At 41.8% G+C, this 25581-nt stretch carries 16 protein-coding genes; 8 read left to right on the plus strand and 8 right to left on the minus strand.

Features of this window, described 5'->3' with window-relative positions; genetic code table 11:
* The first annotated feature begins 254 nt into the window (after positions 1–254).
* Positions 255–1604, plus strand: coding sequence for a DUF4143 domain-containing protein (locus NNC77_RS14695; RefSeq protein WP_153137184.1), 1350 nt, complete (start codon positions 255–257; stop codon positions 1602–1604).
* A 156-nt stretch (positions 1605–1760) separates the two neighbouring features.
* Here the strand turns inward: NNC77_RS14695 and NNC77_RS14700 are convergent, their stop codons facing one another.
* Together NNC77_RS14700 and NNC77_RS14705 are read right to left on the minus strand one after the other, a co-directional pair.
* Positions 1761–3293 (minus strand): Na+/H+ antiporter NhaC family protein, encoded by a 1533-nt coding sequence (locus NNC77_RS14700; protein ID WP_254971580.1) that lies wholly within the window; start codon positions 3291–3293, stop codon positions 1761–1763.
* 34 nt (positions 3294–3327) lie between these two features.
* Positions 3328–4575: an MFS transporter gene (locus tag NNC77_RS14705; protein WP_117588116.1), complete on the minus strand. Its 1248-nt coding sequence runs from the start codon at positions 4573–4575 to the stop codon at positions 3328–3330.
* An 838-nt stretch (positions 4576–5413) separates the two neighbouring features.
* Here NNC77_RS14705 and NNC77_RS14710 point away from each other — a divergent pair.
* Positions 5414–6451 (plus strand): threonine aldolase family protein, encoded by a 1038-nt coding sequence (locus tag NNC77_RS14710; RefSeq protein ID WP_254971581.1) that lies wholly within the window; start codon positions 5414–5416, stop codon positions 6449–6451.
* 5 nt (positions 6452–6456) lie between these two features.
* Here the strand turns inward: NNC77_RS14710 and NNC77_RS14715 are convergent, their stop codons facing one another.
* Positions 6457–7221 (minus strand): arginase family protein, encoded by a 765-nt coding sequence (locus NNC77_RS14715; RefSeq protein WP_217326930.1) that lies wholly within the window; start codon positions 7219–7221, stop codon positions 6457–6459.
* Positions 7222–7562: 341 nt separating this feature from the next.
* On the opposite strand from NNC77_RS14715, the gene NNC77_RS14720 reads away from it, so the two are divergent.
* Together NNC77_RS14720 and NNC77_RS14725 are read left to right on the plus strand one after the other, a co-directional pair.
* On the plus strand, positions 7563–8618 hold the full coding sequence (locus tag NNC77_RS14720) for a CNNM domain-containing protein (RefSeq protein ID WP_254971582.1): 1056 nt from the start codon (positions 7563–7565) through the stop codon (positions 8616–8618).
* A gap of 793 nt (positions 8619–9411) precedes the next feature.
* On the plus strand, positions 9412–10530 hold the full coding sequence (locus NNC77_RS14725) for a hypothetical protein (protein WP_254971583.1): 1119 nt from the start codon (positions 9412–9414) through the stop codon (positions 10528–10530).
* A gap of 1134 nt (positions 10531–11664) precedes the next feature.
* On the opposite strand, the gene NNC77_RS14730 is transcribed toward NNC77_RS14725, so the two are convergent.
* The 3 genes from NNC77_RS14730 to NNC77_RS14740 form a co-directional block, all read right to left on the minus strand.
* On the minus strand, positions 11665–12960 hold the full coding sequence (locus tag NNC77_RS14730; RefSeq protein ID WP_147347470.1) for a RepB family plasmid replication initiator protein: 1296 nt from the start codon (positions 12958–12960) through the stop codon (positions 11665–11667).
* Between the two features lie 371 nt (positions 12961–13331).
* Positions 13332–13631 (minus strand): hypothetical protein, encoded by a 300-nt coding sequence (locus NNC77_RS14735; protein WP_006848167.1) that lies wholly within the window; start codon positions 13629–13631, stop codon positions 13332–13334.
* Between the two features lie 69 nt (positions 13632–13700).
* Positions 13701–14531: a ParA family protein gene (locus tag NNC77_RS14740; protein ID WP_006848166.1), complete on the minus strand. Its 831-nt coding sequence runs from the start codon at positions 14529–14531 to the stop codon at positions 13701–13703.
* 830 nt (positions 14532–15361) lie between these two features.
* Between NNC77_RS14740 and ald the strand changes: the two genes are divergently transcribed.
* From ald to NNC77_RS14760, 4 genes are all read left to right on the plus strand, one after another.
* Positions 15362–16468, plus strand: coding sequence for an alanine dehydrogenase (gene ald, locus NNC77_RS14745; RefSeq protein ID WP_254971584.1), 1107 nt, complete (start codon positions 15362–15364; stop codon positions 16466–16468).
* Between the two features lie 275 nt (positions 16469–16743).
* Positions 16744–19974 (plus strand): SusC/RagA family TonB-linked outer membrane protein, encoded by a 3231-nt coding sequence (locus tag NNC77_RS14750; RefSeq protein ID WP_254971586.1) that lies wholly within the window; start codon positions 16744–16746, stop codon positions 19972–19974.
* Between the two features lie 21 nt (positions 19975–19995).
* The gene (locus NNC77_RS14755) at positions 19996–21624 is read left to right on the plus strand and encodes a RagB/SusD family nutrient uptake outer membrane protein (RefSeq protein ID WP_254971588.1); all 1629 of its coding nucleotides are present in this window, start codon (positions 19996–19998) and stop codon (positions 21622–21624) included.
* Between the two features lie 30 nt (positions 21625–21654).
* Positions 21655–22824 carry a thioredoxin-like domain-containing protein gene (locus NNC77_RS14760; protein WP_254971589.1) on the plus strand — a complete coding sequence of 390 codons (1170 nt, stop codon included), beginning with the start codon at positions 21655–21657 and terminating at the stop codon, positions 22822–22824.
* A gap of 131 nt (positions 22825–22955) precedes the next feature.
* On the opposite strand, the gene NNC77_RS14765 is transcribed toward NNC77_RS14760, so the two are convergent.
* Together NNC77_RS14765 and NNC77_RS14770 are read right to left on the minus strand one after the other, a co-directional pair.
* Positions 22956–24398, minus strand: coding sequence for an alanine/glycine:cation symporter family protein (locus tag NNC77_RS14765; RefSeq protein WP_254971590.1), 1443 nt, complete (start codon positions 24396–24398; stop codon positions 22956–22958).
* Positions 24399–24424: 26 nt separating this feature from the next.
* On the minus strand, positions 24425–25105 hold the full coding sequence (locus NNC77_RS14770) for an SGNH/GDSL hydrolase family protein (protein WP_006848162.1): 681 nt from the start codon (positions 25103–25105) through the stop codon (positions 24425–24427).
* Positions 25106–25581 lie beyond the last annotated feature (476 nt).

Below are 25581 nucleotides of genomic sequence, written 5' to 3' on the forward strand. Positions count from 1 at the left end.
TGGATGAGATTGTCTACTTTTGCAAATGAAAAGGAACGAAATTTGATAGATATGTGTACTTTTAAAAATATAAATAATTAATAATCATTTTTTGTGTCCACTTTGGGGAACTGCTACAAGGGAAACTGTTAAAATTTGGAAAAACGGACAAAAAGATGCGTAAATACCTTGGAAAAACGGACAAATTATCGTATATTTGCCATGGAAAAGCGGACAAAATACGTCCGTTTAATAATAGAAAAGGGGACAAGGATATGATTAAACGTAAGATAGACAGATATTTAGCTGATTTCTTCGAAGCGAATAAGAAAGCTTTGATGTTGACAGGAGCAAGACAGATAGGAAAAACATATTCTATCCGTCGTTTCGGTCATGAACATTTTGAAAGATTCATAGAAATCAACTTCATCGAAAATCCAGGCTTGGTAAAGGTCTTCAGCAAGGCGAAGAATAGTCAGGACATCTTGTTGCGTCTCTCCACTGTGACCAGCCAGGATTTGATCAAGGGCAGTACCCTTGTGTTCTTTGATGAAGTGCAGGAATGCCCGGAAATCGTAACTGCCATCAAATTTCTGGTGGAAGAGGGGAGCTATCGCTATGTTTTAAGCGGTAGCCTATTGGGTGTGGAGATCAAGAATCTCCGTTCTGCACCAGTGGGATATATGGATGTGAAAGATATGTATCCTCTTGATTTGGAGGAGTTTGCTACTGCAGTTGGTATCAACGATAGAATTATAGATGCTTTGAGGAAACATTTTACGGAAGGGACTGCTGTAGATGAATTCATCCATGAAAAGATGATGGAGGTATTCCGCCTTTATCTTATAGTAGGTGGAATGCCTGCAGCTGTTGATAAATATCTGGCTACCAATAATCTGCAAGATGTAATGGCAGAGCAGCAGGCTATCATACGTCTCTATAAGCAGGATATAGCGAAATATGACCCTGACCATAAATTGTATATTCAGGAAATCTTTGACAGGATCCCTGCTGAGCTTGATGCCAAGAACAAGCGTTTCATATTGAAGAACCTGAATGAAAACATCAAGTTTGCACGTTATCAGAACAGTTTCTTGTGGTTGAAGGATGCCGGTGTAGCTTTGCCGGTATATAATGTTGAGGAGCCTACTGTGCCGTTGATTTTGTCGAGCAGCAGAAACTTATTCAAGCTGTTTATGGCAGATATTGGTCTTTTGGCAAGTCTTTATGCGGATGGCATTCAACTGAAGATTTTGGATAACGAACCGTCCATCAACTTTGGTTCGGTATATGAGAATGCCGTAGCACAAGAGCTCTGGGCGCACGGTTTCCAGTTGTATTATTATAACAACAAGCGCCAGGGTGAACTGGATTTTGTGATAGAGCAAAATGGTGAGGTGTTGCCGATAGAGGTTAAATCGGGCAAGGATTATGAGCGTCACAAAGCGCTTACGAATGTGGTGAACTCAACAACTTATCAGATTTCTAAAGCCTATGTGCTGTGTAATGATAATGTGAAGAAGGTGGGAAAAATCACTTATCTCCCTATTTACATGCTGATGTTTATCAAGAAGGAGCAGAAGCTGCCTACCAAATATTCCATTGATTTAAGCGGACTGGTTTAAAGGAGCTCAGTATTAAAAGAGAGTCCGGTTTTTTAAAGGACTCTCTTTCATTATATTATGGGTTATTCTACAGTCTCTATCATGTCGATGATGGTATAGATTGGCAAGATATCAAATGAAAATTAGCCTCCTATATCTATGAATCTCCTATTCATATTAATGGATATCAGACTCTTGCGCTGCAGATGCTTTGTTTTCCCTGGGTCGTGGGTTGGGTACGAAGCCAAGGATGGCAACCAGACAACTCATCAAAGGACTGATGATGTTGAAGAAGCAGAAGGGGAGATAGACAAGTGTCGGGATACCAAGAACCGTACTCTGCGTCATACCGCAGGCTGTCCATGGAACCAATACGCTCGTTACGGTAGCGCTATCCTCTGTACTTCGGCTCAAGAGTTCCGGACGATAGCCTCGTTCGGCATACTCATCCTTGTAGATAGATGCATTCATAATAATGCTCAGGAACTGGTCACCCATAACGAGATTGAGCAAGACACCTGATGTCACGGTGCTGCAGACAAGTGATACGGTGCTGTGGATGCTTTTCAGGAGCATGTGGGTAATGGCGTGGAGCATGCCGCTGGCTACCATACATGAACCGAAACACATGGCACAGAGGATGAGCCAGATGGTATTGAGCATGCCAGCCATACCTCGGGTGGCTACGAGATCATTGATGTTAGCCATGCCGCAATCTACCTGGGTATGGGTATAGCAGGTGGTCATGATTCCTTCAAAGAGGCTTTTGGCAGAGATGCTGTCTTCACCTGCTATCCCTACAAGTACTTCCGGCTGGAGAATGAGGGCACAGATGCATGCTGAAAGGGCTGAAAGAAGAAGTGTGATGAGAGATGGAGTCTTGCGGTAGATGAGCCATCCTGTAAAAGCCGGAACCAGCATCGTAAACAAGGAGATATTGAAACCATGACTCAGACCGGTAAGATACTGGCTGATATCCACTGGATGGGAATCATAACAGAGTCCGATGATGAGATAAAGTACCAGCGAGAGCAGGATGCTTGGTATGGTAGTATAGAGCATATAGCGGATATGTGAGAAGAGATCCGCTCCGGCTATACTCGAAGCAAGGACGGTGGTATCGCTCATTGGCGAGAGTTTATCCCCGAAATAGGCACCGGAGATAATAGCTCCAGCGGTGTAAGGGGCTGGTATTCCCAGGGCATCACCGATTCCCATCAGAGCAATACCGATGGTGGCAATAGTGGTCCATGAGGTTCCCGTCATCACAGAAATGATGCTGGAGATGATGCATGCGCAGGGAAGGAAAAAGGTTGGCGACATGATCTGTACACCATAATATATTAATGTAGGTACCACACCACTGATCATCCAGGTAGCTGACATCATTCCGATGAGCAGCAGGATCAGGATAGATACTCCGGCATCGCCCACGGTCTTTTTGATCATCTCTTCAAAGATATTCCATTTCATCCTATAGATGCCCATACCGAGTGCTACACAAACGGCTGTGGCTATCATGAGGGCCACCTGAGAGGCACCAGCCAGGGCATCATCAGGGAAGATTTTGACAACCAGGACGATGAGGGTTATAAGTACTGCCAGCGGTATGACAGAAATAAAAGGATGTGGTTCAACTGGCTGCAGAGACGAGCAGGATGCCTGATTCTCTGCAGCTTGAGATTTCTGTTTCTTTTCTTCTTGTTCCATTTGTTAATATTCTCTTATCATTTTAGTCTTTCATTTACTTTGCGTTTTCATCCGTTTCTTCAACGCTTTTCTTCTGTGTATTCGGCAAGAATCCTGCTATGATGCCGAGCAATGGCAGGAAGGCACTCACCTGGAAGATAAACTCGATGCTCGTCTTGTCTGCTAACCAGCCGAAGAAAGCAGAGCCCAAACCTCCCAAACCAAACATCAGTCCGAAGAAAATGCCGGCTATCAGTCCTACTTTATCTGGCATCAGGTCGGTGGCATATACCACGATGGAAGAGAAAGCCGAGGCAATGATCAATCCTGACAGGAAGGTAAAGATGATGGTCCACGTGAAGTTGACGAAAGGCATGGCGATGGCGAAAGGTGCTGCTCCCAGAATGGAAAACCAGATGACATACTTTCTGCCGAACTTGTCACCCAGCATTCCTCCTGCCACAGTTCCTATGGCAAAGGCTGCAAGGAACACGAAGAGACACAGCTGTGAAGTCTGTACCGAAACTCCGAACTTATCCATCAGGAAGAAGGTGAAGTAGCTCGTGATGCATGCCGTATAGAAATACTTGGAGAACACGAGCATGATGAGGATAAACAGTGCCCAATACTTCACCCTTTTAGAAATATGGGTATTGAGAAGCGGTTGTTTCTGCGGATGGTTCACCACGTAAGCCAGTCGTGCCTTGTACCAGACTCCCAATCTTACCATGATGATGGCAGCGAGGAGGGCTGCAAGGGCAAACCAGGAGATGGCATGCTGTCCGAAAGGCAGGATGATGATGGCAGCCAGCAGCGGACCTACTGCCGATCCGCCATTGCCGCCCACCTGAAAGATAGATTGTGCCAGACTCTTCTTGCCTCCCGATGCCATCTGTGCCACTCTTGAAGCTGTGGGATGAAACACGGATGAGCCCAGACCTACGACGCTCACAGCCAGGAGAATCAGAAAATAATTCTCGGCAAAAGCCAGCAGGAGCAAGCCCACCAAGGTGAAGCACATGCCGAGGGAAAGAGCATAGGGACGGGGATGCTTGTCGGCATAAAGTCCTGTGAAAGGTTGCAGGATGGAAGATGTCATCTGGAAGACCAGCGTGATGATACCTATCTGTGCAAACGAGAAGTCGAACTTATCCTTCACAATCGGATAGATGGAAGGGATAATCGACTGAATCATATCATTCAAGAAATGGGAAATGCTACAGATGATGAGCATGGAATATACCGTACCCTCTACCATCTTAGGATTTCCCTTGATTTTACTACCTATTGACTTGATGTTCATTGTATTAATTTAAATTATTATTTTTCATACAGTTCTATCGGCAAACCATCTGGGTCGCTGAAGAACACAAATCATTTCATTACTTCTTGAATTTTCATGCCAAGTAGTGCTTTTCGTGCAAAGGTAACTAAAATTTCCAGATTACGCAAGAAAAGGTCCTATATAATATTCTTTTTATAAAAAATTATAAGTTCCTGAGATTTTTCTTGGTTAGTACTTTCCCATTTTTCTAAGGGTGATTATGGTAAATAGGCGGTACGTATATATCAGTTTGGAATTTGTACTACGGAAATATGCGGGTGTCAAATATTGTTTCTTAATTATCGCAATTTCCGTATTTTCAATCTAGAAGGTCATGATGATAAAAATCTTTTGGTTTGATAGCGTATTACTTGCTCTCTGCAAGACGAATCACCTGTAGTTGTACGACCGTAAGGCTACAGTTGTACGACTATATAGGCTATAGTTGTACAACTCTGGAGTTATAGTCGTACAACTATAGGGGTTATAGTTGTACGACTACAGAATTCCGGATTTCCGAAGAAATTAGTGGGATTTATAACACGTTGAATATCTGACGATTACGAATCTCGCCATATTTCCAATATTCTTCAAGAAATATTTTCCGAGCGGAAATTCGTGATTTTCAGAGGATTTAAATCATGATTTTGTAAAAAAAAATAAGCCTGGTCAACTGACGGAACATGACATCTGTATAATGATCACTTATACCTGAAATAGGGCTATTTTTGATTAATTAATAGTTATTTTACTCACATTTTAGCAAATATCATTACCTTTGCAATTAGTTTAAATTAAAACACGTAATATTAAGAATATGATTTCATTTGAAAGTGATTACAACAATGGTATGCTGCCAGAGATTCTAGAAGCTCTTGTCAAGACTAACAGTGATAAAACATCTGGTTATGGTTTTGATCCATACTCAGAATCTGCAAAAGAGAAAATCCGCAAGGCAGTGGACAATGAGAATGCAGAAGTGTTCTTCCTGATAGGCGGTACGCAGACCAACACCACCGTTATCGACTCCGTCCTCATGGGATGCGAAGGAGTAATCTGTGTGGAAACCGGTCATATCGAGGTACATGAATCAGGAGCAGTAGAAGCTTTCGGGCATAAGGTCATTACCCTGCCAGGAAAAAACAGCAAGCTGACAACCGGCACCCTGTCAGCCTATATGGATACCTTCCTAGCCGACGAATCGCATCCTCACATGGTACAGCCAGGCATGGTTTATATCTCGATGCCGACTGAGTTCGGAATGGTCTACACCAGAGAAGAACTGGCTGCGCTGTATGAAACCTGCCAGAAATATGACCTCCGTCTCTTCATCGATGGTGCACGACTGGGATACGGTCTGGTTTCAGCGGCATGCGACTATGACTTGCCATTCCTTGCAAAACATTGTGATGTATTCTATATCGGCGGAACCAAGGTGGGTGCCATGATGGGAGAAGCTGTGGTATTCTCGGGCATGAAGGCACCGAAATACTTCTTCACCAACGTGAAGCGTCATGGAGCCTTGCTTGCCAAGGGCAGAATGCTCGGCATCCAGTTTGACACACTGTTTACGGATGAGCTCTATTTCAAGATATCGCGCCATGCCATCGCTATGGCTACCCGCATCCGCAGCATCTTCGAAAAGCATGGTATCACCATTGCCTACGATTCTCCAACCAACCAGCAGTTTGTAGTACTCTCACCTACCCTCTACGAAGCCCTTTCCCAAAAAGTAGCATTCGAGATATGGGAAAGAAAGAGCGAACATGAAATCATCTGCCGATTCGTGACAAGCTGGGCAACAAAGGAGGAAGAACTCGACGAGCTAGACCGTATTCTTCAAGCTTACGCTTAAGAAGGCTAAGGATGGTTCTCCTCCAGAATCATCCTTAACAATTCTTCATTTGCCTCGTTGTTAATCTCTGCATCCTCCAACTCAGAGAAATAGTCAAGCGTAGCAGAACATTCGCCTGTGATATCTATCCCTATCACTTTTTCATGGGCATAGATGATGCGAAGCACGGCTTGGAGCTGCATAAGTGTCATATCTCCATTGCTCCAGTCGGTGATGGCATCCTGCTTTCTCAATACATCCTTGTCGATGGATATGTAAACCGGCTCATGTATAAGTTTACCTGCCTTCGACGGCCAAGCCTGGTGATGGTCTATCTCTGCCTGACTGTAGAACAACACCCTCTCTCTTAAGTGAACAGGCACCTGGGCTATCAACTCGTCCGATGCCCCCACAATGATAATGTGTTTGACAAACGGGTTCTTCTCCAAAACATCTCTCACCCAACCGCCACATGACACAACACCCTCCCATTCCGGTTGCTGCATATCCGGATGATGGTCGAAAACTATGAGCGAGAAAGGTTCATGAATTCTTGACACCCAATATTCCGTAAGATAATGGAAATCTCCGGAATCTATGAAATGAACGGCTTTGGCAGGAAAAGGAGCCAATCGGCGATGCAGTTCCTCCCTACCCTCTTCGTCACAATAGCAGTCTACCCCTTTCATGTCCCGGCAATCTACATGAATAATATTCTTATTTGAGGCAAATGCCTCCAATTCGTATACGCCGGTAAAGTTAAGGAGAATGATAGGTATTTTCTTTTTCATATTGAATCAATTTTCTAAATGCTGGTTGCAAAAATACCTAATATTCATAAATACTTGATGAATTATACATTATATTATTGTTAAAATTAGATTTTTTTATACTTCTACACAAATTTACCAAAATCATATTAAAACAATTTAATTTTCAACAAAAACATTGTAAATTCGTATTTTTATCTATATCTTTGCAGAAAATTGAAACATATTGTGATGAGACTTATAAATACACTGATATTGGATAAACATAGATGTAATGTTCCCCATTACATCCTCAACTGTAGCCTTCGGAAATAATATCTATCTTGCTTGAGATAACATATTATTAACGAATTTAAAATTACATGGGTTTAATCATTTTATATTTTTTAGGTGCTCTGTCACTATCCTTTTTATGCTCCGTCCTGGAGGCGGTATTACTTTCTACTCCGATGTCGTTTATCTCGATGAAGGAGAATCAAGGCAGCAAGACTGCCTCACTGATGAAACAGTATAAGAATAACGTAGACCGTCCGGTGGGTGCCATCCTTTCGCTCAACACCATCGCCCACACCATCGGTTCTGCCGGTGTAGGAGCCGAGTCTATGAAACTCTTTGGCGAAGAATACTTCGGTATCATTTCCGCCATTCTCACTCTGTTGATTCTGGTACTTTCAGAAATCATCCCGAAAACCATCGGAGCTTCATATTGGCGCTCTCTTGCCATGACATCTACCAAGATCATCCGTGTGCTCATCTTTATCACCTATCCTTTGGTACTGCTTTCGGAACTTATCACTAAGGTATTTACTCCGAAGAACCACCAGGCTTCCGTGAGTCGCGAAGAGGTATCGGCCATGGTAGACGTAGGTACTACTGAAGGCATCTTCCGCGAATCGGAAAGCAAGATCATCAAAAGCTGCATTCGCCTGGCAGGAGTAAAGGCCAAGGAGGTGATGACTCCATCCATCGTAGTAGAATCAGCCAACATGAATCTGACTACCAAGGAGTTTTACGAACAGAAAGAATGGAAATTCTCACGCATTCCCGTTTATGACAACAACAAGGATATCATTGTGGGATACGTATTGAAAGATATGGTTCTCAAATTGGTTTCAGACGATGAGTTCCAAACCAGATTATCCGAGCTGATGCGTCCTATTCTTTCCTTCAACGAGGATGAATCTCTATACCAGATATGGGAAAAGATGTTGGAAAAACGAGAACACATCTCTATCATCGTGGATGAATACGGATGTCTGAGAGGAGTGGTTTCCATGGAAGACGTAATCGAAACGATGACTGGCGTAGAAATCGTAGATGAAGACGATGTGGCTGTAGACATGCAAGCCTTGGCTAAGGAAAAATCGCGTATGATGCACCAAGGTGTTGCTTCTGCCATTCCTGGCAGTAAAGCTTAATATTTACAGAACATTGCATTTTAACAAGAGAGGGTGTGTCATTATTCATCGGATTACGCGGAATAAACGGAACCTTAACCGCCTTCCTCGGATTACTCACGGATTTTAAACGGAAACTCGACCTGACGGTCGTGGCGATACCCCCTAAAGCTGGAAAAAGCCAGCCTATACGGCGCTAGCCCAATGGCCGTAAGGCCAAATCCGTTTAAATTCCGTGCGTAATCCGTGAAGCAAGAATGTTCCGTTAACTCCGCGTAATCTGATGAAGAAAATCGATAAAGAAACGAAAAAGAGGGTGTGTCATGGACTTATGACTCACCCTCTTCTTGTTGTTGGAAGAGATAAGATATGTTGTTGGAAAAGATAGGATATGTTGTTGAGACAGTTAGTATCTCCGGTCGCACAACAGCTGTTGTGCGCTTGCATCACAGCTGATATGCACATGCACAACACCTGTTGTGCATGCGTTGGTCAACTGTTATGCGCCAACAATTATCCAGACTTAATTGCACACCCTCTCTCTAGTTTAACCCGGAAATATCGCTACCTTAATGACTCCATCCCTGCGGTTCTCGAAAACATCAATACAGAGTCTTTCTCACCTTTTGACCTGTAAACTATTAAAAAGTCGGTCTTTTTTTACAAGTAAGACCATTTTTTGTGATTTTTCAGCAAACAAAACCATAAAATATACTCTGATGTTCAAATAGTTAGCCAAAAATTTGGAGAATAGAATATTTTTTCTTACCTTTGCAAATGAAAGATTTGAATTCAATTTTTTACAAAATATAGCATGTATCAAGATTTAGATTTTACTGATAACAATCACTATCAGGAAGATTATATAGATTCACCGGTTGATGAATTCGACTGGATGCCTAATTTATTTGCCAAGCTCGCAAATCACCTGCGAACTTCAACTTCTGCTGATGTTATCAGACTGGGAACCATCGGCTGCATCAGAAACCATGAGCCGGGAGATGATTCACTTCTCCAATGGGAAGAAGTAGAAACAATGCGTCGCTATATAGATAGCGTTAACAGAGGCTTGGGTGCACCGGAAGATCCCACACTCCAGCAGTTGCTCCATTCTACAGAATGGACTAACTATGGTATTTTTACCATGAACTTTATCTCGGATAAGAACCTCGACTATAAAGGAATCTGTGAGGTTGAAAATACAAATCTCTCATACGCCAGCATGGCTTTTTTAATTGCTCTGGTAAAAGGGATGAGTATGATTAATCTCAAACATCCTTCAGCAAAGGGAGAAAACAATCATATTTTCACATACGTAATTCCAAGTCAATTCTCCACCTTCTCCTTTGCTTCATTCCTCAATGTGGCCAATGCACGTCTCGCTAACAAAGAAGATATTTCTGAACAGGAGATTGAAGAGTTGACCCAACTTGCTTTCAAGAGTCGCTACTGGAAACAAGAGACCTCACTCAAGAGTAAAGACAGCGAGTTGTTCATCTATGTCCTCAAGAACATCATTTCGGAAATTCTGGGACTGAAGCTTGACATCAATGCGGAATCCTTTGCCAAACAGGCAAAGAAGGAAGAGAAAAAGACTGCCACTCCAACTGTAGATAACCATAAGAAGGAGAAGAAGGAAAAGAAAAAAGAAAAGACTATCCTGAAAGATAATTCCAAACCTTCTTTGGCATCTACGATGGTAAAAGTCTTAACAGAGGAGTCCCTCCCGCAAACCAAAGAGAGTCTTATTGATAAGACTATGCAACTCTATCCTACTCTCAAGATAAACTGTTTCAACACCACCCTATCAAGACTCCATAAAAATGAAGTTCTGAATTATTATAATGGTGGACTGATTGGAATAAAAGGCAAAAGATACGGAAGAGGCTACAAGATAATTAGCCGTTTACATAAACATAAGGAAACAGATTAAGGCTAAATTTTGTGCCAAGAAAATCCAAAGGCTAAAAGACCATTGGATTTTCTTGGCACTATTTTTTCTTGAAAGTTTGCAAGAGTTTTCCATCAGGCGCAAACAGTTCATTCCTGACCTCAAAAAGCTGATGGTTCTGGCTTCACGTTGGGCCATGACTGGTATAACCATCATAGAACTTGTGAATGCGGTGAGAACTTACTTGAAAGCAGTTCAATGGCAAAATAATAACCTAAAAAGAAACTTACTTGTAGTTTTTCCGGCAATTAGTCAATTCTACAATTAGACAATTAAGAATTTGATTCTCTATAAGGAGAAAACCACAAAACTGTTTACCTAAAACCCAAAAACTACGCATAAACCACAAAGTTGTTTACCAAAAATCACTGCATTTTGTAGCACAAACCACATTTTTGTTTACCTAAACCACTATTCTATTTACCTAAACCACATAACTGTTTACCTGAAACCACTATTCTGTTTACCTAAAACCACAAAACTGTTTACCTATCCTAGTAAAAAGCAGTTGCTCCTCTTTAGGTAAATAGAAATGTGGTTTTTACCTAGTTAAATTCATGAGAAAAACAGGTAAACAGAAATGTGGTTTATGAGAAAAATCGATGAACGTTCTGCCAGGTAAACAGTTTTGTGGTTTTTAAATTCTTATTCAGTTACTACTAAAGAAAAAATCAAAAAGTCTAGACAACTCCTTTAGGCGTTTTACATAACATACTAATATACTGATAGTTATACACATATTCAAATTATACTCAGATGCCTGATTTCAAATAGAATAAGATAAAAAATAGTATCTTATCAAGATAAAAACCACAAAACTGTTTACCTGAAACCACTATTTTGTTTACCAGAAACCACAAAACTGTTTACCTAAGAATAAAAGACTGATATAAAAATGATATAACTTATTACATATCAAATTATAACATGGGATTTGGTAAATAATTAATATAACCTCAAAATGGAATGAATTATATACATGACATTTTAGGTAAACAGTTTTGTGGTTATGATAATAAGCCATTCTTAAAAGTAGGTAAACAGAAATGTGGTTTTATATATCAAAAAGAGGAAGTACGGTACTCCCCTACTTCCTCTTCTGCTTTCTTGTTCTGCTTAGCCTCTATAGAATACAGGCATGAATGAACCGACACAGTCAAAAAATTCTTGTGCCAGCCTTTCAAGACCCGACGTTTTCAAAGCAGCAAAATCATCATCACTAGCAGCAATACAGAATCTGTCATTCTTGATTCCTATGAATTTGCATCTGCCCAACAGGGCTTGCTGACTGGTATCCTGTACCATCGAAATAAACTGATTCCATTGCTCAAAACCTTGAGTCGTGTCTACTTCTATCTTCTTGTCAGGATTCTGATATACATGCGCAAAAAGATCTCCCTGCTGCGTGGCATCATCAGATGTTTTCTTTCCCCTATTACGGTTTATTTTTTCATTCAGACGACGAGCAATATCTGCATCTTTATCTCCGATATGATTGATACCTACATCCGTCCGCTTGATATGGAAGATAACATATTCAGGATCTCCCTTATGCTTTCCGTTCCGATAAACAAAGTCTTCTTCAGAAAATTCATCAAATACGATATCTGTCTCACTGCGACTAGCCATTCTGTTGAGATCTTCCCTTACCACATCGAGTACCTGTTTTCTGAATTGCGAGAATTTAGGATATTTATTCATCACAGGCTCCCCCTTGTCGTCAAGCAGAATATTGCCATGTTCATCAAGTTCTACCAGACCCAAATACTGTTTCATCGGCAAAAACTCAACCTTAACATCCAAGCTCTTGTCTAGTCCCATCTGACGAAGCAGATATATATAGAGTCGAGGTGTATTCACCTTCTTGGAATATTTAGCAATCATGGAGATATGGTGAATATATCCCTGACGCATGTCAAAAAGGCTCATAGTGAGTTTTGGATCTATCTCAAGTATTACTTCACCCTTGATGCGTTCTACTTTCTCACCATCGCTCTTTGTATAGCCTTTCTGCGTTGTCGGAATCTCGATGTTTGAAAATACGTGCTGTATCTTCTCTGTCTTGCTATCCGTCTTTACACGCACCGACAGGTTGAGGATATCGTTCTTCAGCGTATCACGCAGATTCTTATAATTATGAAACTCCGTTGATACCTGAAAATCCTTGATGTCTATTTTGATGGGCGGAATCTCCATAACAGCATGCTCTATTCCTTTCTCGAAAAGATAGTCGGAGCGTGCATCTCCAAGCACTCTCTTCTCGGTAAAATACTCTTCAACATACTTCTGCAGATGGGTACTTGCAACCATCAATATGTTTTGTTGCAATAATGTATATTGCTTATCCAATTTTGTCAGCGAAAAAGGTGTGTTAATCCACACCAGATTCTTGTTTCCTTTTGGTTCACTCATATAAAAACCACATTTCTGTTTACCATAAACCACAAAGTTGTTTACCTAAAACCACTTTTTTATTTACTTAAAACCACATAAATATTTACCCGAAACCACCAAGCTATTTACCATAAACCATATTCCTATTTACCTAAAACCACTTTTCTATTTACCATTTCAAACATAACTCATTATTAATCAAGCTATTATGCTATCTGTAATAAATAAGAAATATATAATTTATTATAAAGAATAATCTATAATTATCATTCTTTTGGTAAACAAAAATGTGGTTTTTGTAGGAACTTATACCTTATTTTTAAGCTTAGCGCTTTTTTAGGTAAACAGTTTTGTGGTTTTCACCCTTTTAATAACTACTTTTTGTTTGCTTACTTTTTCAAGTAATCCATCAGGATATTGTAGAGCAGGTTTTCCTGTGGGATGTCATCTGAGAGGCATTTCATCTTCAGGAGAAGGAGTTCTTCCTTGTTAAGATATGTAGCCACACTCGTTCTAGTGCGTCTTTCCTCTGCAGTCCAGTAACTTTTTCTCTTGCGACCACCTTTAGATATATTTTTATCCTCTTCGCTTTTTGCCATTTCTGTGTTTAATAAACTTGGTCGGTCGTTCATACCCATATTTTCAAGAGACTCACCAATTTCTTCTAAATTTCTTTTTGCTACAGCCATAATTCTTATATTTTATAAGTTTATCTTCTTTTGTTTTATTATTACATGTTTCAACCTACCCTACTAAGATTAGATTTTGATGTTGAACATGCGCTTGATAGCAATTTCGTAATCGATACCTGTACTTGAGTAAGGTGCATATTCGAATATGCTTTGTCCGTGTGCCTGAGCTTCCAGGAACTTTACAGAGCGTCGGATACGGCAAGGCAGAATTAAGTCGCCATGTTTTTCGCCTAAAAGTTTGCTCAACTGCTTGGTAATCTTGGTTCGTTCATCTACCATAACTGGCAGGAGTCCAAGTAATTCCAAATTATCGTTCATGTGGAACTCTTTCACTTCATCCATTACGCTGAGTACTTCACTTACTCCCTTGACAGATAATGCTTCCATCTGTACTGGAATCAAAATCTTGCTCGCTGCAACCAAAGCATTATAAGTGTTCTTGGAAAGTGCTGGAGGACAGTCGATGAAAATGTAGTCGAAATCATCAAATACGTTTTTCAGTCCTTCTCCTGTCATGTCATGGCAATCGTTGTCTTGCAAGCATCCCAGTAATACCGTGTAGCTCTTCATCTGTTCTCTCAGTGAAGGGCCTCCTGGAAGGTGTTGTTCTATATTTTCCATCTGAGCGGATCCTGGAACTGCATATACTCCATTTTTACATTTGTAGACTGGCACACCACTCTGTTTGCACATGGCGTTGTATATGTTATCATATTCGTTATCTCTCACTCCGAAAAGCGAAGAGAGGTTGCATTGTGGGTCTAAGTCTATTACCAGAACCCTGAGATTGTGATTCAACCGGACTATGCCAGAAGCCAGAGACTGCACAGTAGCCGTCTTGCCTACTCCACCCTTGTTGTTCACTACTGCAACAATTTCCTGTAGTTCATGTTTCATATTTCTTTTTTCCTTATTTCACGTTATTGTTTAATACAATTTACTTATGTTAGAATTGCTGGCAATTAGAATAAACGGATTGACTTATATTCTTTCATTCGGAAAGACTAAAAGTCTTATTTCTGGATTATCTAATGTTCTTTAGTTCTAATATTGGTTGCAAAAATAGCCAAAATAGTTGATATAAAAGAATTTATCTTCCTATTTCTTTGTAAATATCCTTTTTTTTATACTTTTCTAACAATCTTCATGAAGAATAAGCATCACTTCGAATATGCTACTAAACGAAAATATGAATATTCTAATAGACGGACAAATTGATTAAACTTATATACTTATATTCTGTTAAACATATATTTGTATAGACTACTATACTAATAAATGATTATACTTATATATGACTATACTAATATATGAATAAACATATCTACGTATAGTCATATAAACCTAAGAACCAATAAACTAATAGCCGTAAAAACGAATGTTAGAATAGATGAAAAAAATAAAAATACGATTAAACAAATATACCAATTGCCAGCAATTATAATAATCTAATGATTGGCGAGATAAAGATAAGCATGTATATTACAAACCTAACATGTTAACACTTTATAATTCAGCATTTTAATTATCCTTTTTGTAGAATATCTATCATATATAAAGTTAGAATGTTAGTTTAGTCTAATTGCCTAATAAACTAAAATACGTATATTCGACAGGATAGTTTGTATAAGATATGTTAATTTTTCCTCTAAGTGCATACAACCTATTGAAAATTTCAGTATCTTTACAGAGTTAAACTGATGTCGAACCTTTAAAACTATAACATCATGAAAATTGGTATTCCAAAAGAGATTAAGAATAATGAGAACCGTGTTGGAATGACACCAGCAGGAGTAGCAGAATTCATTCGACATGGTCACGAAGTGATGGTTCAGCATACGGCTGGAGAGAACAGCGGATTTGCTGATGAAGCGTATGAAAAGGTAGGAGCCATAATCTTACCCGACATTCAGAGTGTATATCGTGAGGCGGAAATGATAGTAAAGGTGAAAGAGCCTATCGCTGAGGAATATCCACTTATCCATCAAGACCAGCTTGTATTCACTTATTTCCATTTTGCCTGTGACAAGGAACTTACCGATGCCATGCTCAAGAGTGGTGCTGTCTGTCTGGCTTACGAGACTGTGGAGACAGATAACCACCATTTGCCTTTACTCATTCCGATGAGTGAAGTAGCTGGAAGAATGGCCATTATTAATGGTGCTTTTTATCTGCAGAAGACAAAGGGAGGAAAAGGAAAACTGATGAGTGGTGTACCTGGTGTGAACCGCGTCAAGGTTTTGGTATTGGGCGGCGGAACCGTAGGAGAAGCTGCAGCAAGAATGGCTGCAGGAATGGGAGCTGATGTATGGATTACAGATATCAGTTTGCCTCGTCTTCGTCAGTTAGAGATGGAGCTGCCTATCAATGTACACACGCTCTATTCCAACGAGCATAATATTCGTAGAGAATTGCCAAATGTGGATATCGTTGTGGGTAGTGTGCTCGTACCAGGCGATAAGGCGCCGCATCTTATCACGAAAGATATGTTGAAATTGATGGAGCCAGGAACTGTACTTGTTGATGTAGCAATCGATCAGGGTGGCTGTTTCGAGACATCGCATCCAACCACACATTCTGAGCCGACATATATGGTCGATGGAATCGTTCATTATGCAGTTGCTAATATTCCTGGTGCTGTTCCAAATACCTCTACTACAGCCTTGACCAATGCTACGCTGAAATATGCATTGGCGCTTGCTGATAAGGGTTGGCGAAAGGCCTGCAAGGAGGATAAAGCCCTGTATAGGGGTTTGAATATCGTAAATGGAAAGGTGGTATTCAAGGCCGTAGCGGATGTCTTCGGACTGGAATATGAAGAAATGATACTCTAAGTAGAGTAGGGGAGGGTTCCATAACACAAAAGCTATGGAATCCTCTTTAAATAATGTATTACGGAGAACAGAATACACTTTGTTTGATTTGAACGCTTACTGATAGCATTTTTTTAGAGAAAAAGACTTAAAAACCGGGAAAATGTAAGGAAAATAGGAGAAAATGCAGGAATATGTGTATAAAATAAGTTAATTTTGTAACATGATGCTACAGTTTTAGATATTTTTTATACTTTTGTGCCATGAACATGAAGTTTAACTAACATTCAGTTATTATGAAGAAGAAAAAAAGCTTGTTGCTTTTCTTGGCAGCAACTTCAGCCAGCTTTGTGCAGGCAGCCCTTCCAGTTCATACCAGTTTTGCGGCTGGTATTGAAAATGTGCAAGAAAAAGGTCATACCTTTGTAAAAGGAAGAGTGATTGATTCCGAGGGAAATCCTCTGGTAGGTGTCACGGTGCAGATCGAAGGCACAAGCTATGGTGTTATCACTGATGCTGATGGTAACTACATACTGGAATTTCCATCTATGGCGCATCCTAAAATTGTATTTTCCAGCATTGGTTACAAATCGAAGAGTATTGAATTTCGTGGCGTAAAAGAGCAAAACATGATGCTGGAGTTGGATCATGTTGCGCTGGATGATCTCGTTGTCATCGGTTACGGCAGCAAGAGCCGTAGGAATGTAACTACCGCTATCTCTACCGTGAGTCAGGAACAGATAAGCAAGTTGGCTGCTACCACACCAACCCTCGATGGTCTTCTTCAGGGTACTGTAAAGGGCGTATTGGCTACTACCGCAAATGGTGAGCCTGGTTCATCTCTCAAGTTAAACATCCGCGGTATTACATCTCCTTATCCTAAATCGGGTAAAGGTAACAACAACCAGCCTCTTTATGTCATTGATGGCGTTCCTACCTTTATGGAGGATACCGGCATCAACCCGCTCATCAATATCTCACCAAACGATATTGAGAGTATTGATGTGCTGAAAGATGCCGCAGCTACTGCGATTTATGGATCACGTGGAGCCAATGGTGTCGTTATTGTCAAGACCAAGAACGGAAAGCGCAATGAAAAGACCAAGGTAGATTTCGGCTACACATTCTCGTTCAGTAATCCTATCAAGAACTATAAGCCATTGAACATTTCTGAATACAAGAATGTGCAGGACGAGATTCTGCGTAATACTGTAGACGGCATGAATGACGGCAGTTCGATGGTAGGTATATATGGCGTAGCCGACTATCTAAGTCAATTTGGTAACATCGGATATAATGCCGAGACGGGTGTCTATACATATAATGGACTCAATGAGAGTCTCTTTGGTACGACGAATACCAACTGGGCTAAGGAGGTGATCAACAAGAATGCGCCTACTCACCAGTATAATGTAGCCATCAGAGGTGGCAGCAACAGGACCAACTATTCATTCTCCTTCAACGGTATGAACCAGGAAGGTCTGCTCATCAATGACCGTATGGAAAGATATGGTGCGAGACTCTCTTTGGATTCTGAAATCAATAAGTATATCACCGTGGGTGGTGTGCTCGACTATACCTACTCTTCTCGCAAGAGCGGAAGCAACGATCCTGCATTGGGTTATGACAACGACTCATGGAAGAGTCGCCCAGACCTGACCGTACGCGATGCAGACGGTAATCTGAATCGAGTAGATAAGTTTGGCGAATATACAAGTAGCTATATGGATGCAAGTCCGGTGGGCAAACTCCAGAGAAAGACCCAGTATGAGAACGACCAGTTCTCCGGAAATGCCTATATTGACATCAAGCCTATTGAAGGTCTTACCCTCCATGCTGATGCCAACATATCCCGTTTCATCTTCAGCAACAGCTATTTCTCTCCGAAAGTTTCCTTGCCGGAACAGTATGAGACAGAACCAACTTCTACGCTCGCAGAGGCTAACTATCGCAACACGAATACGTCTATCAACTTCCGTGCTGACTATAAATTCAAGATTACTGACGACCATCGCTTCGACGTGATGGCTGGTTATAGTGCTGACAGATACTGGAGCAAGGAACACGACCAGGCTTACAGCGGATTCCCTAATGACGATGTGCTCAACAATGCCAGTTCTGCAACTACCGTCAACAAGCCTATGGAGACTTATTCCAAGAGTGGACTCAATTCCCTCTATGGCCGTTTGAGCTATGATTTCCTCTCACGTTATCTGCTTGATTTCAGTCTTCGTTCCGATGAGTCATCAAAATTTGGACCGGGTAACAAGCGCGGTACTTTCCCTGCAGTTTCTCTGGCCTGGCGCATCAATCAAGAGCCTTTCCTGGAATCTGTAAGAGATATTGATGATCTGAAGTTCCGTTTGAGTTGGGGTAAGACTGGTTCCACCAATGTATCCGACTTCTCTTACATCCAGTATTTCAACTCCAATATCTATGGTGGACAGAGTGCCATTACCTTAGCCACTACTTATCCTAACAAGGATATCAAGTGGGAGATGACTACAGAGTACAATGCCGGTGTTGACTTCTCGTTCTTCAATGGCAGACTGAACGGTAGCTTTGATATCTATCACCGTAAGACAGATGGCGCCTTGGCTCCAGCTCCTATCGCCTTGGAGTTTGGTATCGGTACATTCTACAGCAATATTCTCGACCTTACCAATAATGGTTTCGAGTTCTCTATCGGAGGAGATGTGGTTCGCACCAAGGATTTCACCTATAATACGATGCTCAGTATCTCATCCAACAAGAATAAGATAACCAAGCTCAATGGTTCTACACTCGACATGATGCACCAGGATCTCTACATGGAAGGTCATGCGATGGGAACCGTGAAGGGTTACAAGGTGGCTGGTATTTTCCAGAGTCAGAAACAGATTGATGAACTGAATTCTCAGGCACAGGCAAACGGATATGATTTCTATCAGGATGGTGCTCACGTAGGCGACTATATGTTTGTGGATACAGATGGCAACGGGTATATTACCGAGGCAGACCGTACGGCTATCGCCAATCCGGAGCCAAAGGTGTTCGGAGGTTGGTCACATACCTTATCATATAAGAACCTCACCCTGTCAATGCTCTTCCAGTATCAGTTTGGAGGTCATGCATACTACGGTACTATGCAGGAATCTGCTGCCGGCAGTCTGGGCCAGAGTATTCTGAGAGAAATGTATGGCAATACATGGACACCGGACCGTACGGATGCCAAGTATGCCCAGCTGGTATGGCTGCCAACAAGCATGAGCAATACATACACCAACTACCGCTATGTATATTCCAACTCATACTTCCGTCTGAGAAATATCACGCTCTCCTATAATTTCGAGCCATCTCTTCTGGAGCGCCTGCACATCAGCGGAGCATCTGTGTTCTTCACAGCCACCAACCTGTTTACCATTACTAACTGGCCAGGTTTGGATCCAGACATGTCGGCAACAAATGCCTTCTTAAAGACAACAGAGAACAAGGACGTTTATCCAATGAGCCGTTCTTTCTCTATCGGTTTGAAATTACAATTCTAACTCATACAAAGACTGTAGATTATGAAACATATAAGATTTCAATTTCTTACGCTCCTTTCAGCCACAGCACTGACTCTTACATCGTGTGACCTGATAGGTAGCCTCGACGGCATCGAACCAGAACATGTGGTTACTGATGACAATTATATCACTGATGTCTCAACAGCACAGACAGCGCTCAATGGTGTCTATGCCTCATGGCGCAGCACGGGTGTATCTTACCTGCGCTATGGAATGTCGTCTATGGCTCATACCCAGACTCAGGCGATGGCAATGGGGGCGGATGAGTTTGCTGCCGAGAATATCGAGACCAATAACAGTAATGTGGAGACGGCTTATACCGCCTACTACAATGTGATTAATACGGCCAATACCTTCCTGGTACATATCAACAAGAATATACCAGGACTGAGCGAGGAGAAACGTACAGAGATGATTGCAGAGGCTCGTTGCCAGCGTGCCTTGGCTTACCTTACTCTGCTGAAGTGCTTCGGAGAATATTGGAAGCAGGATTCACCATATGGTGTCTGCATCTTCCAGGACGAACTGGTAAGAGATAACCAACCACGCAAGCGTTCTTCTGTGGCTGAAACTTACAAGTTGATATCTGATGATCTCGATTATGCCATCGCCCATTGTGAACAGCATCCGGCAGATCATTATCACATGAGTTCTGTTTTCGCCAGGGCTTTGAAAGCCAAAATGTATATGGCTCAGGATAATTATGCTGAAGCTGCAAGACTGGCAGAGGAAGTGATCAGTGGGGCTGAAGCAGCTGGTTATGGTTTGGAAAGCGATTATGCCAAGATCTTCGACGAACAGTTTAATTCTCAGGAGATGCTCTTTGCTCCTTATACAGCCAATCCAAGTGAGTTGATGGACTCAAACTGGTATATGTTTTCTCCAGGTTCACTCCTCAAGAAGGTGGCAGATGATTTAGTTCCAGATGATGAAACAGGTGGAGATATTGTTATTCCAAACCCAGGAGATGGTGGGGACGTTGTTGTTCCTGATCCTGATGGTTCTTCAGATGGTAGTGCTTCTGGCGATGGTGGTGTTGTTATTCCAGGCGGCGAAGGTGGAGTAGTCATCCCAGGCGGTGATGGAGGCGTAGTTATCCCTGGTGGTGATGGTGGCGATTTCCCATTCCCTCCAGGTGAAGATGATGCAGCTTCCTACGATGCGCTATATACATGGGCCTATAAGGGAGATGCCATGAACGGTATTGGAAAATATAACAAGTTGACTCCTGAAATGTTCTATGCTGACTCCTATTATTTCATGCGCCTTGCCGAAGTCTATTATATCGCAGCCGAAGCAGAGGCTCGTCAGGGTCAGTATGCTAAGGCTCGTACGCTCTTGGCTACAGTCATCGAACGTGCTGGATATACTGAGGACGATGTGAACGCTATTGCCGATAGTGATCTTCTGGGTGAAATTCTCAAGCATAAGTTGTGTGATATGAGTAACGAAAATCTGGAAGAATGGTTCGATCTTTGCCGTTATAACCGTCAGGGTGGTTTCGAGAGTTGGACAGAAGATGAGAAAGCTGAACTTCCTAGCTTCCGCCGATATCTTCTTCCTATACCAAAGGCATCTATGGGAGCCAATAATCTTCTGGTTCAGAATCCGGAATATGTGAATCAATAAACATTATATAATAAATAATATCGAGAAAAAATGAATAAGATGAAAATGAAAACTTGCATGATGACACTTGTCGGTCTTGTACTTGCAATGGCTGCCAGTGCGCAGAATTTTGAGATGAAAGGTAAGGTTAAAGGTAACGTGGACGGCTGTTCTGTCATGTTGCAGAAGTATGGATTGGAAGGTGTTACCAATCTGGATAGTGTTACAATCAAGAATGGTGAGTTCACCCTCAAGGGGGTAGTTAACCAGCCTGAGCAGTATCAGATGGTTATTGATATGAACAAGCCTGGTACAGCTGAGCCTGACTATCAGAAAATATTCTCAACAAGAGTCTATGTAGAGAATAAGCCGATGACCTACGATGTAGATCTTACCGGTTTCCCTGCAGAGCGTGACATGAGTATGATAGAGCCTGTTGTAAAGGGCTCTACCACTCAGGATATTTATCAGGCTTATCTTGAGCTGATGTCACCTATTCAGGACAAGATGCACAAGATGGATGATAGTATCAACCAGACTACCGATTTGGCACAGCGTGTAGCCCTTGCCAAGGAAGCCATCAAGTTGCAGGAGGAAATGCGCCATCAGACCAGTCTGTTTATTCAGCAGCATACCACTTCTCTGGTAGCCTTCGACTTGCTTCTCGAGAGTTTCTCTTCTTTACCAACCCCATATACCTCTCAGCAGATTGACGAGATGATGGGCTGGTTGAAGAACGACTGGAGTTCTTCTGCACAATATCCGATGCTGCAGATGCAGGCAGAGATGGCAAAGCATACAGCTATCGGCAACCATTATATCGATGGTACCGTTGTCACTCCTGAGGGCAAGCAGGTGAAGCTTTCTTCACTTATCAAGAAGGGTGAATACACCATGTTGGAGTTCTGGGCTTCCTGGTGTCGTCCATGCCGTCAGGAGATTCCACATCTCAAGAAGGTACACGAGAAATACAAGGATTTCAACATCATCAGTATTTCCGTAGATGAGAGAGATGCCGACTGGAAAAAGGCAATGGCCAAGGAAGGAATGACCTGGATACAGGTTCGCAATCCTGAAGGTTTTGGCGGTATGGTGATGGGCGAGTATGGCATCAATGGTATACCAGCCTGTCTCATCCTAGATAAGGATGGCAATTTCTATAAGACCAACATGCGTGGTGCTTATCTTGATGCTTTCTTATACGATTACTATAAGAAATAAAATAGTTTAGTGCATAAAAATATTCCCCGATATGAATCCTCAGTATTCCTGCAGGATTCGTATCGGGGAATTTTGTTGATGATTTGTATGAAGGATAGATTTTCACCTACTGAAAATCCATCATTGTAACTTTACCATGCTTCCAGTTTATCTGCAATCTCTGGCATCTTTTCCTTGGTGAATACAGGATTCTTACCTTCCTTCTTCTGTTGGCGATAGTCTTTCAACAGGAAGACGGCCTGACGGGAAAGCAGGACGATGGCTGCGAGATTGCAGAGGGTGAGAAGAGCCATCGTGATATCTGCAAAACTCCATGCAAAATCCAGTGATACTACCGCTCCGACCATCACCATTGCTGCTACAGCAAGACGATAGACAAATACACCCAGCTTGGAGTCCCTGATATATCTCACGTTGGTTTCTCCATAATAATAATTGCCGATGATGCTGCTAAAGGCAAACAGCCATATCATTACCGCAACAAACGGATTGCCGATGTTTCCGATTTCGTGGGTTAGGGCATCCTGGGTGAGTTGAATTCCATTTGAAGCCGTAAGATCCACACCGCTCACCAGGATAATGAATGCGGTGCAGGAACATACCACCAACGTATCTGTAAAAACACCCAAAGCCTGTATCAATCCCTGTTTTACAGGATGACTGACTGTAGCTACCGCAGCTGCATTCGGTGCACTACCTTCACCTGCCTCATTACTGAACAGACCTCGCTTGATACCCTGTATCACAGTAACGCCAAGAACTCCGCCAGCAGCCTGATTGAATCCGAAAGCATTCTCAACAATGGTAAACAGAACCTTTGGCAGACTGGTGATATTCCAAACAACAACACCTACAGCTATCAGAAGATAAACGACAGCCATCACAGGAACCACGGTAGAAGAGAACTTAGCCACTCTATGGATGCCACCGAAGATGATGAGCAGGGTGAGTACAGTGAGGGCAATTCCCATGGTGGCAGGTTCGATGCCAAAAGCCTTCTGCCATGCCAGACAGATAGTATTGCTCTGCACAGAATTATAGGCAAAGCCGAAGGTAATGATCATCAGCACGGCAAAAAGAATACCCATCCATCCTTTTCTCAAACCATACTTCATATAATAGGCCGGTCCGCCATAGAAAGATGTTTTGCCTTTTCGCTTGTAAAGTTGGGCGAGAGTTGATTCTATGAAAGCGGATGCAGAGCCCAGTAAAGCCAGCATCCACATCCAGAATACTGCTCCCGGACCACCGATGCTGATAGCAGTAGCCACACCGGCAAGGTTACCGGTGCCAATACGGCTAGCCAATGCTACCACAAAAGCCTGGAAGGAAGAAATGTGTTTCATTTCGCCATCCACTTTCACCTCCATCGACAGTTCATCGTGTCCTATTTCTTCCGGTTGTACCTTGTCGGGATGAATCAGCAGCCTGATCATCTCTCTGATAAGGCGGAACTGGACGAAACGAGTACGCCAAGTGAAAAACAGGGCACAGCATATCAAGACGGTGATGATGATATACGACCAAAGGAAATCGCTAACCTGAACTAAAATGTTTTGTATTGAATCTATCATTTATCTATTTAAACCTTATTATTTCTTTACTTTTTTATAACTTTCAGAACCTGGTCAGCAATACTTTTCATTCCCTTGATAGTAGGGTGACCGTTTTTCTTGTCAATATCATGAAGAGCAATGACAGGAACCTGATATTTGTTGCAGATCTTTTTAACCGACTCATTGATTACATCCTTGAGTTCAGAGTTTAAGATGAAATATACCTCTACATTAGGATAATGCTGTCGTATATCTGAAAGCAGCTTGGCCATGGCTGGGCGGAAACAATACAAATCTGCGCGCTTCCAGTCGCTATACTGATAGTTGCCGAGCGGGGCATCAGCCCAGTTGTCATTCGTAGCACCGCAAATCAGGATGATATCCGGATTGCCAAGAAGAGAACTTCGGGTGATGAAAGAACGGTCGGTATAATCTTCGTCACGATAGCCAGTGTTGCAGATGGTAGCACCAGAATAGGAATTGATATTTCCCATCTTATAGCCTCCTTCCTTGATAACTTGCCACCACCAAGTTTGCTCAACCTTGTTTACATCTGTAGTTTCTGGTGGAGTAGTAGGTGAGTACCAGGTGGCATAACCCTTAGGAATGAACCCCTCGAAAGTGGAATACGAGTCACCGAGAACGGCAACGGTCTGCTTCACCTGTGCCATGAGCGGCATGAAGGTGAGCATAATGAAAGAAATGATAATCGTAAATCTTTTCATGATGCTTGTTCTTGTTTTAATGCTTCTTATGTAATTCTGCTGCAAAAGTAATATAAATATGTGAATAGACAAAAAATATCGGAGGAAAATTCATCTTTCTGTTTCTATTTTTGTCTAAAACTAAGCATGATTTGAGTTATACCATAATTTTATCATGTGCGCGCACTAGCGCATATGCACGCAAGCGCACGCATGCATATATATAATAATGTATACACAAAAAATCGATTGCGCAAAGTCTTTATAGATGTTAAAAACCGACTAAGAAAGCAACTTTTTTGCGAAAAGATTTGGTGGAATGAAAAATTGTTAGTACTTTTGCACTCGCTTTTGAGAAATACGGTTTCTCTTAGCGATTAAAGAAAGAGTTCTTTGAAAGATTTTACATAAACAGACAAGTAGTACAAGAAGCGGTTAACTTCTTAGAAATAAGAAAGTTGACTGGGTAAAAGAAACGAACCGTCAAGCAATTGACA

This window comes from Segatella copri (genome assembly GCF_024330485.1).
GTDB lineage: Bacteria > Bacteroidota > Bacteroidia > Bacteroidales > Bacteroidaceae > Prevotella > Prevotella copri_L.

Coding starts and splice junctions, on each gene's coding strand:
- NNC77_RS14715 (WP_217326930.1), bottom strand. CDS start 7,221: ATGAAAAAGAAAATACCTATCATTCTCCTTAACTTTACCGGCGTATAC.
- NNC77_RS14755 (WP_254971588.1), top strand. CDS start 19,996: ATGAAACATATAAGATTTCAATTTCTTACGCTCCTTTCAGCCACAGCA.
- ald (WP_254971584.1), top strand. CDS start 15,362: ATGAAAATTGGTATTCCAAAAGAGATTAAGAATAATGAGAACCGTGTT.
- NNC77_RS14695 (WP_153137184.1), top strand. CDS start 255: ATGATTAAACGTAAGATAGACAGATATTTAGCTGATTTCTTCGAAGCG.
- NNC77_RS14705 (WP_117588116.1), bottom strand. CDS start 4,575: ATGAACATCAAGTCAATAGGTAGTAAAATCAAGGGAAATCCTAAGATG.
- NNC77_RS14735 (WP_006848167.1), bottom strand. CDS start 13,631: ATGGCTGTAGCAAAAAGAAATTTAGAAGAAATTGGTGAGTCTCTTGAA.
- NNC77_RS14750 (WP_254971586.1), top strand. CDS start 16,744: ATGAAGAAGAAAAAAAGCTTGTTGCTTTTCTTGGCAGCAACTTCAGCC.
- NNC77_RS14760 (WP_254971589.1), top strand. CDS start 21,655: ATGAATAAGATGAAAATGAAAACTTGCATGATGACACTTGTCGGTCTT.
- NNC77_RS14710 (WP_254971581.1), top strand. CDS start 5,414: ATGATTTCATTTGAAAGTGATTACAACAATGGTATGCTGCCAGAGATT.
- NNC77_RS14700 (WP_254971580.1), bottom strand. CDS start 3,293: ATGGAACAAGAAGAAAAGAAACAGAAATCTCAAGCTGCAGAGAATCAG.
- NNC77_RS14720 (WP_254971582.1), top strand. CDS start 7,563: ATGGGTTTAATCATTTTATATTTTTTAGGTGCTCTGTCACTATCCTTT.
- NNC77_RS14725 (WP_254971583.1), top strand. CDS start 9,412: ATGTATCAAGATTTAGATTTTACTGATAACAATCACTATCAGGAAGAT.
- NNC77_RS14730 (WP_147347470.1), bottom strand. CDS start 12,960: ATGAGTGAACCAAAAGGAAACAAGAATCTGGTGTGGATTAACACACCT.
- NNC77_RS14765 (WP_254971590.1), bottom strand. CDS start 24,398: ATGATAGATTCAATACAAAACATTTTAGTTCAGGTTAGCGATTTCCTT.
- NNC77_RS14740 (WP_006848166.1), bottom strand. CDS start 14,531: ATGAAACATGAACTACAGGAAATTGTTGCAGTAGTGAACAACAAGGGT.
- NNC77_RS14770 (WP_006848162.1), bottom strand. CDS start 25,105: ATGAAAAGATTTACGATTATCATTTCTTTCATTATGCTCACCTTCATG.